The sequence below is a fragment of the Methylophaga sp. UBA2689 genome (assembly GCA_002354555.1).
Taxonomy (GTDB): domain Bacteria; phylum Pseudomonadota; class Gammaproteobacteria; order Nitrosococcales; family Methylophagaceae; genus Methylophaga.
In genome coordinates this window covers 1-10,550 of the sequence record DELT01000099.1, presented here as the reverse complement: position 1 = coordinate 10,550, position 10,550 = coordinate 1, and the positions used below count along the sequence as shown (strand labels likewise).

Sequence of the window (10,550 nt, the reverse complement as noted above, 5' to 3'; positions counted from 1 at the left end):
AGGAGCTCGAGAATAAATTCACGGCTAGGGATGGGATTATCGTATTTCTCGGCTTCACGACCCTCAAAAGGGTCAGTTATGTTTTGTTCAGTCATTGACAGTTTTTATCTCGATCTATATGATGCGCGTCTTCTTGCCCAGGTGGCGGAATTGGTAGACGCGCTAGCTTCAGGTGCTAGTGTACGTATGTACGTGGGAGTTCGAGTCTCCCCCTGGGCACCATTCCGAATTTTTCTCTATTGTCACCAGACCATTTTAACTGCTATTGGTCCTTTCAGGTGAATCTTTCTCTTTCCACATTTCCACATTCTGATTATTAATGCTATTGAACCTGTTTTAAGGTTACGATATTGTGCAACTTAACATACCGTGTCAGGTACATTACCAGTGTGCCTAACGGAAAATCAGCCTTTGCACAGTGAGAATGGACATGGCAACTTTTATTGACTCGATTGATGAGCGTACCAAACTAGCAGGCACAAATCACCTTGAAGTGTTGCTATTCAGTCTTGGTACCAATGATGATACCGGACGAAATGAATTGTTCGGTATAAATGTGTTTAAAGTTCGTGAAGTGCTTAATGTCCCTGAAATCACCGGCGCCCCTGAAATGCCTGATGGCATTGAAGGTTTTGTAAGCCTGCGTGGCGATATGGTGCCTATAATAAATTTGCAAAAATTTTGTAAATTAAAATCTCACGAAACCCCAAAAATCCTGATGATCACCGAGTATAACACCCATGTTCAGGGATTTCTGGTGACCTCAGTTGATACAATCCAACGACTAAGCTGGCAGCAGGTTAAAGAACCACCTCCATTGATTTCCAAACGACTGGGGGGGCTGGTCACTGCCGTGGCTGAATTACAGGACAAACGTCTGGTCATGATCATGGACGTGGAAAAGGTACTGGCTGATACCGGTGACTTTTATGATGAGAATGCTTTTGAAGGCATTGAAAAAATTGAAAACGGTAAAAAATACAAAGTGTTATATGCCGATGATTCAAATGTTGCTCGCAAACAGATTACTCAGACATTGGATAAATTGGGCGTCAGCCACGTAGGGGTAGTGAATGGTGCATTGGCCTGGAAAACGCTCGATAAACTGGCAACCCAATGTGAACAGGAAAACCGGAACATTACGACGGAAATTCAAGTGGTGCTAACCGATGTGGAAATGCCGGAGATGGACGGCTATGTACTGACACAAAAAATCAAAGCGGATCCCCGCCTGGCGCATTTACCGGTGATTATGCATTCTTCCCTGACGGCTGTTGCGAATCAGGCAATGGGCCGGGGAGTAGGATCAGATGCCTATGTATCAAAATTTCAACCACGTGAATTAGCTGCAACCATTCGTGGTTTTATTGAAAGTACTCATTAGTTTTATCATTTTAAAATTGAGGGCTGTTGGAACAGCATAAATGAGTCTTTTCGATTATCCGAACTGTTGAAGGCAACAAATAATGCAACATCGTCATAGCAGTATACGAATTGTCGACAATCTGGCCGAAATTACCCGACATCACGATCGGCAGGTGCTGGAAAAAAGTCTGCTCAAAACGCTGAATGAATTGTTTCCGGCACAGTCACTACGTTTATTTAGAATCAGACGCCATGATCTGATGCACGATATCAGCCTGCTGGCTTTTTGTGTAAATGATGTCATTTCATCTTCTGAACAGCATCCAAAATTGAATCAGGAAACGGCGGATGAGCTTACAGCTGCAATGACTGAAGCGATTGATAAGGAAGATATTGTCTCTTACCGGCCTGCTGAAGATACTGGCTGGAATGTAATATATCCGGCTTATGATTCACATGGTGAGATATTCGCCAGCCTGGTTCACCATTGCCAGGAATTACCGTCTAGCATTGACCAACGACTGGTCCATGGAATTCTCAGGGTGTATGCCAATTATCTGGCGCTGATTGATAAATCTCAACGTGACAAATTAACCGGTTTATATAATCGGGAAACGCTGGATGAACAGATAACCAAGATTCTGGTCAATCAGAGCAGTGAACTCAATAAACTGATGGCTTCACCCAATGACTCGCGACGCCGTCGCTATGCTATTAAGCATTGGTTGGGCGTTGTGGATATTGATAAGTTTAAAACCATCAATGATACCTACGGCCATTTATATGGTGATGAAGTTATCATTCTGGTCGCCAGGCTGATGACTTCTGGTGTTATCCGCGATGATGATCTGATTTATCGTTTTGGTGGCGAGGAGTTTGTGGTGTTACTCAAAGCTGCAAATGAAACGGATGCGATGCAGGCTTTTGAAAGAATACGCAGGGTAGTGGCCGAGCATAACTTTCCTCAGCTTGGTCAGGTCACAGTCAGTATTGGTTTTGTGGAAGTTTCGGCACAATTATCGCCAACTGATGTTATTGGACAGGCAGATGAGGCGCTGTATAGCGCAAAAAATGAAGGTCGAAATCAAGTACAAAATTACCATACCCTCGTGGCCGAAGGTAAAATTAGCGAGCCGAAGAAAATAGCGAGCTCCGACGTTGAATTATTTTAAAGAAATCCCAGGAAAAATATGAGCTTCCGCAATCTGTTATTGGCAGACAAAATTATTATTGAACTGGATAAAGCATTAACTACTCTGGCTGGTACTCCACCATCGAGTGGCAGAGAAAACCCGGCAAGAAATATAGAAGAAACAACCCTTACTGATAATGAACGTCGGCAATCAGTTGCTTTAATGCGGGTGAATCATGCGGGTGAAGTATCAGCCCAGGCCTTGTATCAGGGACAGGCATTAACAGCGGAACTGACCAATGTCCGCGAATCAATGCGTCAGGCAGCCGCTGAAGAAAACGACCATTTGTTATGGTGCGAAAAACGTATTGATGAACTGGAGGGCCGAACCAGCCTGTTAAATCCATTGTGGTATGTCGGTTCTTTCGTGATTGGGGCTGTAGCAGGAAAAATCGGTGATAAATGGAGTCTGGGATTTGTTGCCGAAACTGAAAAACAGGTTATAGAACATCTGGATGAGCATCTCGACAAAATGAGTGATGCGGATTTGCGCAGTCGTTCAATTTTGGCGCAAATGCGTGAAGATGAAAGTCATCACCAGCAAACTGCGTTAGCGGCCGGCGGCGCTCAATTACCCTGGCTGGTGCAGAAAATCATGCAGCCAATGTCGAAAGTGATGACCCGTAGCAGTTACTGGTTGTAAGCTGATCTCAATAGATTGTCGTAAACTTCAATGAAATGTTGAAACGTCCAGCTTGTTCGTCGGAAGGTTCAACTCTGACCACTTCAGCCTGTGCAACAAAATCAGCCAGCTCCGGATTATGACTTTTAATACTTATATCCAGTATTTCCCCCTCGCTAACCATTTCATCCGCTATCAAACTCAAACCGCTGGCGCTTAAATCGAGTCCTTCTGCATGAAAACTTTCTGTGGAATCTGGACGTTTTATTTGTACCGGACCGTTGACGCGCATTCGGAAATAATTGCGTTTTTCTTCAAAATCCTGACCTGCCATAATTTTTATCCCTTATAGATGCAGTTGCCTATCAGATGTCCCTAGCCTAAGCTAAGTTCTGTTCATTCGTCCAGAGATATCCATGTCTGTAACTCAACTAAACGCGTCACAACTTTATCACGGCTGCAATCCAGCTGATCTACCCTTCAAAACAACCGCTACAGTGGAGCCTTTAACAGGCTTGATTGGCCAGGATAGAGCCCGCGAAGCAATTGAATTTGCTGCGAATATTCAAGCAGATGGCTATAACCTGTATGTGATGGGGGAGGCCGGCATGGGTAAAAAATCACTGGTCAGCGAATATCTCACCAAACACAGTGCAAATCGGCCTGATGCAGAAGATTGGGCTTATTTACATAATTTTGATTTACCTCAACAGCCTAAATCATTGTCATTACCCGCTGGTGAAGGTGCGCAGTTAAAACTGGATATCGAGCGGGTTATTAAAGCGCTACAGCAACAATTACCTCATGCTTTTGATGACGAATATTATCGGGGAAGAGTGCGGGCAATTGAAGAAGCCAGTCGCCAGCATCGGGTACGCTTGTTTGGTGCGCTACAGACTGAAGCGGATAAACAGGGTGTCGTATTACTCAGGATGGAAGACGGCAGCTACGCTTTTGCCGCTCAGCAAGAAGGGGAGCCTTTATCAGGCGAAGATTTTGAAGATCTACCCTATGCCAAGAAAATGGAAACGGAAGAGGCTATCGCGAAATTGCAGGTGTCAATGCAGGATACCCTGATTGAAATTCACGAATGGGAACATGACACGGTAAATAAGATTACCGCGCTGAATGACCAGGTTGCATTAGAGGTTATTACCCGGCAAATCGATTTTTTACGCCATGCCTATCCAAAATCCGAGGCGTTACAGAATTATTTTGATGACATGCAATTTGATATTCAGCGGAATATCGAGATGTTCCTCAAAAATGAAGAGCGGCAGGAGGATGTCAATGTTGATAACTGTCTGAAGCGCTATCAGATTAACCTGATTGTGGATAATGCCGATGTACATGGAGCACCGGTGGTGTACCTCAATCAACCAAACCATCAGAATTTATTGGGCTGTGTTGAAAACATGGCGATGATGGGCGCACTGGTGACTGACTTTACGTTGATTAAGGCGGGAGCATTACATCGTGCCAATGGCGGCTTTTTAATTGTTGATGCTGAAAAGCTTTTGGAACAGCCTTTTGCCTGGGAAGGTTTGAAGGCCGCGTTAAAGGCTTCCGAAATTCCTCTGGAAAACCTTGAACGAACTTATAGCCTGGTGGCAACAGTTTCACTTGAACCCGAACCAATCCCGCTTTCAGCTAAAGTGATTCTCCTGGGTAACCGGGATCTTTATTATCAGCTTTATGAATTGGATCCCGAGTTTGCCGGTTTATTTAAAGTGCTGGCTGACTTGGAAGATGAATTACCGCGTACCGCCGAAACACATATGCAAATGGCGAAATTGATTGCTTCTACTGCAATGAATGAGCATTTGCCCGCTTTGCAACAGGGGGCAGTGGCATTAATGATCGAATATGCCGCGAGATCCATTAATGATGGTCAACAGATGTCGTTGCATATTGCCGATATGACTGATCTGTTACGTGAAGCCGCCTATTGGACTCGCAAATACCAACAGACTGAGATTACTGCTGATGCGGTGAATCACGCCTGGCAACAGCGTCTTAGACGGGTGGATCGCGTTCGTTCAGTGGTGTATCAGCAAATCCAGCGGCAGATTATTCAACTGGATGTGAATGGCAAGCGTATCGGTCAGGTCAATGGCTTATCGGTATTAAGTATCGGCAGTTTTCATTTTGGCGAACCTACCCGCATCACTGCGAGTTGTCGATATGGTGATGATGCGATTATAGATATTGAAAGGGAAGTGGAGCTCGGGGGCAACCTGCATGCAAAAGGCGTGATGATTCTGGCTGCTTATCTGGGTTCTTTTTATGCGGCAGATAAACCGCTATCAATGGCTGCCAGTATTGTATTTGAACAGAATTACGGTGAGATCGATGGCGATAGTGCAACGGTTGCTGAACTGTGTGCTTTATTATCTTCTATTGCCAGAATCCCACTCAAGCAGTCTATCGCGATTACCGGATCAATGAATCAGTTCGGGCATGTTCAGGCTATCGGTGGCGTCAATGAAAAGATTGAGGGCTTTTATGATGTCTGTTGTCTGGTGGGAATGACCGGTACACAGGGTGTGATTATTCCCCGCAGTAACATGCAGCATCTGATGCTAAAACCCGAAGTCCGACAATCCGTTGAGAATGGTCTTTTTCATATTTATGCTGTTGATGACATCAGTGATGCTATCAACGTGCTGAGTGAATATGAGGCTGGCGCTGCAGATGAACATGGTAATTATCCTGAGAACAGTTTTAATGGCGCTGTCGCGGCAAGGCTGGCCAATTGGGCGGAACTACACAAGCATGATAAAGACAGCAGTCATGAAGCAAATGATTAGGCTATAGTTACGGTCAGGCCAGCCGTTAACCTCTACAGGCAAACAAGCAAGAATTGTATAGGTATCTTAGTTATGAAAAATCAATTTTTTCTCAAGTCATTAGGTTTGATGTTTGGTTTTATGGTGTTACCAGTACAGGCGTTAACACCTGTACCCGTGCCCACGGAGCCAATTTATTATGAACCGCCGGTAGTTGAAATTACCGATGAAATTCGCAAACACAGCTGCGTTGAAATTGATGGTGCGATCAATCAGCTTCATCCCTATCGTTACAGTTACAAGCCCGGCTTTTATAATGATGGCAGCAATAAACTCGCTGCGACATTAATTGCTTTTGATACGATCCCGATTGTTGAGGGATGGTTGGGCCTGGCCTACCTGGGATATTCTTCTCTGGTGGATGAAAAAGAAGCCAGACGTTCACAGCAGGTGGAACAGAAAATAGCTATGTTACAGCGGGTAAAAGCTGAAAAACATTGCTTTGAATAAATAGATTTTTTCGCTCTCTCATCGCATGGTTTTACTTGTAGTAGGCTTCACTTCTGGGGTAGTATCAACTTGTAAAACTACCCAAAGAGGTAAACGCAATGAGTAGCACAATAGATATTAAAACAAAGTGGTACGAGAGCAATCACGCAACAGTTGATAGCATTAAAGCTAAGTTGCAATCCGCAAACGCAGTGAGAGATAAAATGAAAAAACTGCCTTGGTACAAAGCGGCACAGAATCCTGTAAAGCATTCTGAACGTCCGTGGTATGAAGCGAACATGGTGAAGCATCTTGATACCAAGAAAAAATGGTATGAAGCCAATTTACGTACTGCTATTGAAGCAGTGCGGGCAAACCGCCATTGGTACGAAGCGAACCTGGACAACACGCCTACGCAAACCCACTGGTATGAATTTGCCGATTCACAATACAGTGATTTGAAAAAACGCTGGCAACAGGCCAACCTGGCAAAATTCCGCGAGCAGCACAGCAAATGGTATGAAGCCAATCTGGATCAGTCGCCAACGGATAAACACTGGTATGAGTTTAGTGATGAACAAACTGCCAGTGATAAAAAATGGTATGAAGCCAATCTGCAAGCGGCTCGGGAAAGCCATCAAAAATGGTATGAAGCCAATTTACATCCCGATCCACATGCTGATATCAAAAAGAAATGGTACGAAGCTAATATCAGTCTGGTACGTACTCAACAAATCAAACGTGATTGGTTTGCTTATAACACCAAGGTCGCACGTGAAAATGCCAAATGGTATGAAGCCAATCAGCGTCCTGCACAACAGCGTGATACGCATTGGTATGAAGCCAATATGGTGGATCATCTGGATACCAAGAAAAAATGGTATGAGGCCAACTTACGCACAGCAGTAGAAACGGTTAGAGCAAATCGTCACTGGTATGAAGCCAATTTGGACAATACACCTACTACTACTCACTGGTATGAGTTTAAAGAAGCGGGCGATACAGATTGGAAAAAACGCTTCCAAGAAGCTAATTTGGCCAAATTCCGTGAGCAACACAGTAAATGGTATGAAGCCAACCTGGATCAGACACCAACCAATAAACATTGGTATGAATTCAGTGATGAGCAGACTGCCAGTGATAAAAAATGGTACGAAGCCAATCTGCAAGCCGCTCGTGAAAGCCATAAAAAATGGTACGAGGCGAATCTGCATCCCGATCCGCATGCAGATATCAAGCAGAAATGGTACGAAGCCAATATCAATCTGGCTCGTACCCAAAAAATTAAACGTGATTGGTTTGAAAACAATATGCGTTTAGCGCGCGAAGCGCAGAAAAACAAAGATAAATAACACGTCTTAAATGTCATTATTAAAACAGCTGGTTTAACCGACCAGCTGTTTTTTTTTGGGAGAATCATAGAGGATGAAAATCACCTGCTTTACCGTTGGTGCATTTCAGGTCAATACCTATTTAATTGAGGATGAGACGACTGGTGATGCAGCTATAATTGATACCGGCGAAACAGATGAATTAGTGCAAAAGTTACTGTCTATCAAGCCACGTCCTCGCATACAGATGATATTGCTAACACATGGCCACCTTGACCATGCAGGAGGCTTGGTCGCCTTACAATCACAATTTGATGTGCCGACCTACCTGCCGCGAAAAGAAGTCCCATTATTTGAGACGTTACCAATACAGGGAGATTGGTTTGGTGAGCCAGCGTTTAATCGCCCATGTGGACGAATTGACCATTTTGTCGATGATGGCGATGAAATTCAGCTGGGAAATTCCAAACTGAAATTTATATCGACCCCGGGGCATACTCCAGGGCAGGGTTGCTATTATGATGATCAGGATATTTTTGTAGGTGACACATTATTCTCTGGCAGCGTTGGACGCACTGATCTACCCATGGGTAATCCGGCTATAATGCAGCAAAGCTTACAACGGTTAATGCAATTACCGGGGCATTTGCGAGTGCATAGTGGTCATGGACCGGTCACAACTATTTCCCGTGAGAAACAACATAACCCTTTTTTAACGTTTTTGAGATAAGCATAAACAATGGCTAATACAGATAGATTAATTGAAGGTTTTCAGCGTTTTAAAAAACAGTATTTTGGTCAGGACAGCCGTCTTTATGCCAGTATGAAAACGGGGCAGCCGGCCAAAACCTTAATGGTTGGCTGTTGTGATTCCCGAGTTGATCCGGCGATTTTGACAGATTGTGATCCTGGTGATTTATTTACTGTCAGAAATGTCGCCAATCTGGTGCCACCGTGTGAACATGATGGATTGCATCATGGCACCAGCTCAGCACTTGAATTTGCCGTTAATAATCTTGAAGTAGAGAACATTATTGTAATGGGGCATGCCAATTGTGGTGGTATACGTGCTCTGTGGGATGATGATGGGCAACAAAACTCGAAATTCATCCATCAGTGGGTTTCAATTGCTCAACCGGCAAAGGACTGGGTGAAATCCCACGCTGATGGTGACGAGGCCAGTCAGTTAAAGGCTTGTGAACAACGTGCAGTGCTGGTATCGCTGGATAACTTGATGAGTTTTGAATGTGTTCAGCAACGGGTAGAAGAGGGTCGGTTGACTTTACACGGCTGGTATTTTGACTTGGCAGCAGGAGAGTTGCTTTGTTTTAATTCCCAAACCGGCCAGTTTGAACCGGTTCAGGAATAGCGTTTAAGGACTTACTGAATATCTGGGAGCTGACCTGCAGGTTGAGTACCCATTGAGTCATCTGAGTTTTCCGGCAGTGCTTCTTTCTGCTTTTTCTTAGCTGCATCAGTTTCGTTATCGTCTTCGATAATTTCTACTTCATCTTCGCCCAGACCGAACACATTAAATATGCTGTTGAAGAAACCGGTTTCTTTCTCGTTTAAGGGAACCACAACATTGGTATCAGTGCGCTGTTCTTCCGTTAATTGGATGTTTTCAACAATCTGGGTATTGCCATCAATGTAGTCAAGCGTTTCTGCCTCATCAAAGTACAAGGTGATTCGACGCTGCTCGCGTGAACCGTTTCCGGGGTGGAAACTGTAAATATAATCCCAGCGATTCGGATGGAATACATCAATTAACATCGGTGTTCCCATCACAAAAGATACCTGACTTTTAGTCATGCCAGGTTCAAGCTTACTCAGCATTTCCTGTGTAACCTGGTTGCCTTGTTGAATATCAATTCGATAAACACCAGGAATTTTGTCTTTGCTACAGGCGCTGAGAGTGAGAATAACCAAGGAAAGGCTATAAATAAGCAGGCTTTTCATTTAGTATTTGTTTCTGTGTTGATGACCAAAGTGCGATGATACGCTATTCGTAACTATTCTACGAGGCAACAATAATAATGGAAAGACAAGATTTAAGAAAAGCGGGATTGAAAATTACTCTGCCACGTTTAAAGGTGCTGGAGATTCTTGAACACTCCAAACAACGCCATCTAAGCGCTGAAGATGTCTATAAGGCTTTGCTGGAAATGGGAGAGGAAATCGGACTGGCAACTGTTTACCGGGTGCTTACTCAGTTTGAAGGTGCAGGGCTGGTTTCACGATTAAATATTGATGGTGGACATGCGGTCTTTGAACTGGAAGATGGCGAGCATCATGATCATTTGTTCTGTGTGAAATGTAATCGCATTATCGAGTTTTATGATGAAGTGATTGAAGAGCGGCAAAGAGAGATTGCCAAGGCGAATGGGTTTGAAATGACCGATCACAGCCTTTATATCTATGGCATTTGCAACCGCGAAGACTGCAAAAAAGAACGCTAATCAGTTTTGTCCCTGATCCAGCATCTCTTCAGCATGTGAACGAGTTTTCTGGGTCAGGTTCATTCCGCCTAACATCCGGGCAATTTCCTCAATGCGTTGTTCACGATGAAGCTCGTTAATTTCAGTATGGGTTTTATCTTTACCCAGAATCTTTGTGACCTGTAGTTGCTGATGAGCTTGTGCCGCGACTTGAGGCAAATGGGTAATACAGATCACCTGCTGGCTTGATGCCAGTAATTTGAGATGTTGGCCAACAATTTCAGCAACGCCGCCACCTATTCCCACATCAACTTCATCAAATAT

Annotated in this window: 11 protein-coding genes, 1 tRNA gene and 1 pseudogene; 10 read left to right on the top strand and 3 right to left on the bottom strand. The window is 44.1% G+C overall.

The features are described from left to right. The first annotated feature begins 135 nt into the window (after window positions 1–135). From B3M51_RS12270 to coq7, 4 genes are all read left to right on the top strand, one after another. Window positions 136–222 (top strand) — tRNA-Leu (locus B3M51_RS12270). A 208-nt stretch (window positions 223–430) separates the two neighbouring features. Beyond that, the gene (locus tag B3M51_RS12265) at window positions 431–1,384 is read left to right on the top strand and encodes a chemotaxis protein (RefSeq protein ID WP_292479481.1); all 954 of its coding nucleotides are present in this window, start codon (window positions 431–433) and stop codon (window positions 1,382–1,384) included. Window positions 1,385–1,466: 82 nt separating this feature from the next. Further along, on the top strand, window positions 1,467–2,537 hold the full coding sequence (locus tag B3M51_RS12260; protein ID WP_292479480.1) for a GGDEF domain-containing protein: 1,071 nt from the start codon (window positions 1,467–1,469) through the stop codon (window positions 2,535–2,537). A gap of 18 nt (window positions 2,538–2,555) precedes the next feature. Next, window positions 2,556–3,200 (top strand): 2-polyprenyl-3-methyl-6-methoxy-1,4-benzoquinone monooxygenase, encoded by a 645-nt coding sequence (gene coq7, locus B3M51_RS12255; protein ID WP_292479479.1) that lies wholly within the window; start codon window positions 2,556–2,558, stop codon window positions 3,198–3,200. A 7-nt stretch (window positions 3,201–3,207) separates the two neighbouring features. Here the strand turns inward: coq7 and B3M51_RS12250 are convergent, their stop codons facing one another. After that, window positions 3,208–3,513: a PilZ domain-containing protein gene (locus B3M51_RS12250; RefSeq protein WP_292479478.1), complete on the bottom strand. Its 306-nt coding sequence runs from the start codon at window positions 3,511–3,513 to the stop codon at window positions 3,208–3,210. An 82-nt stretch (window positions 3,514–3,595) separates the two neighbouring features. On the opposite strand from B3M51_RS12250, the gene B3M51_RS12245 reads away from it, so the two are divergent. From B3M51_RS12245 to B3M51_RS12225, 5 genes are all read left to right on the top strand, one after another. Further along, on the top strand, window positions 3,596–5,989 hold the full coding sequence (locus B3M51_RS12245; protein ID WP_292759578.1) for a Lon protease family protein: 2,394 nt from the start codon (window positions 3,596–3,598) through the stop codon (window positions 5,987–5,989). A 72-nt stretch (window positions 5,990–6,061) separates the two neighbouring features. Continuing rightward, window positions 6,062–6,478 (top strand): hypothetical protein, encoded by a 417-nt coding sequence (locus B3M51_RS12240; protein WP_292759576.1) that lies wholly within the window; start codon window positions 6,062–6,064, stop codon window positions 6,476–6,478. 203 nt (window positions 6,479–6,681) lie between these two features. Further along, window positions 6,682–7,809: a hypothetical protein gene (locus tag B3M51_RS12235; RefSeq protein ID WP_292759574.1), complete on the top strand. Its 1,128-nt coding sequence runs from the start codon at window positions 6,682–6,684 to the stop codon at window positions 7,807–7,809. Between the two features lie 73 nt (window positions 7,810–7,882). Then, window positions 7,883–8,518, top strand: coding sequence for an MBL fold metallo-hydrolase (locus tag B3M51_RS12230; protein ID WP_292759572.1), 636 nt, complete (start codon window positions 7,883–7,885; stop codon window positions 8,516–8,518). A gap of 9 nt (window positions 8,519–8,527) precedes the next feature. After that, window positions 8,528–9,157: a carbonic anhydrase gene (locus B3M51_RS12225; protein WP_292479473.1), complete on the top strand. Its 630-nt coding sequence runs from the start codon at window positions 8,528–8,530 to the stop codon at window positions 9,155–9,157. 11 nt (window positions 9,158–9,168) lie between these two features. Here the strand turns inward: B3M51_RS12225 and B3M51_RS12220 are convergent, their stop codons facing one another. Then, entirely contained in the window at window positions 9,169–9,747 is a 579-nt protein-coding gene (locus B3M51_RS12220; protein ID WP_292759570.1) for an outer membrane protein assembly factor BamE, read from the bottom strand. Between the two features lie 71 nt (window positions 9,748–9,818). Between B3M51_RS12220 and fur the strand changes: the two genes are divergently transcribed. Then, a complete protein-coding gene (gene fur, locus B3M51_RS12215) occupies window positions 9,819–10,247 on the top strand; it encodes a ferric iron uptake transcriptional regulator (protein ID WP_413466493.1) in 429 nt (142 codons plus the stop codon). On the opposite strand, the pseudogene B3M51_RS12210 reads toward fur, so the two are convergent. Then, window positions 10,248–10,550: pseudogene (locus tag B3M51_RS12210) on the bottom strand (DNA repair protein RecN); the annotation flags it as partial. It abuts the gene before it with no gap.

Bases quoted from the DNA above. Each gene is read 5' to 3' on its own strand.
- B3M51_RS12265 (WP_292479481.1), top strand. From the start codon at position 431: ATGGCAACTTTTATTGACTCGATTGATGAGCGTACCAAACTAGCAGGC.
- B3M51_RS12260 (WP_292479480.1), top strand. From the start codon at position 1,467: ATGCAACATCGTCATAGCAGTATACGAATTGTCGACAATCTGGCCGAA.
- coq7 (WP_292479479.1), top strand. From the start codon at position 2,556: ATGAGCTTCCGCAATCTGTTATTGGCAGACAAAATTATTATTGAACTG.
- B3M51_RS12250 (WP_292479478.1), bottom strand. From the start codon at position 3,513: ATGGCAGGTCAGGATTTTGAAGAAAAACGCAATTATTTCCGAATGCGC.
- B3M51_RS12245 (WP_292759578.1), top strand. From the start codon at position 3,596: ATGTCTGTAACTCAACTAAACGCGTCACAACTTTATCACGGCTGCAAT.
- B3M51_RS12240 (WP_292759576.1), top strand. From the start codon at position 6,062: ATGAAAAATCAATTTTTTCTCAAGTCATTAGGTTTGATGTTTGGTTTT.
- B3M51_RS12235 (WP_292759574.1), top strand. From the start codon at position 6,682: ATGAAAAAACTGCCTTGGTACAAAGCGGCACAGAATCCTGTAAAGCAT.
- B3M51_RS12230 (WP_292759572.1), top strand. From the start codon at position 7,883: ATGAAAATCACCTGCTTTACCGTTGGTGCATTTCAGGTCAATACCTAT.
- B3M51_RS12225 (WP_292479473.1), top strand. From the start codon at position 8,528: ATGGCTAATACAGATAGATTAATTGAAGGTTTTCAGCGTTTTAAAAAA.
- B3M51_RS12220 (WP_292759570.1), bottom strand. From the start codon at position 9,747: ATGAAAAGCCTGCTTATTTATAGCCTTTCCTTGGTTATTCTCACTCTC.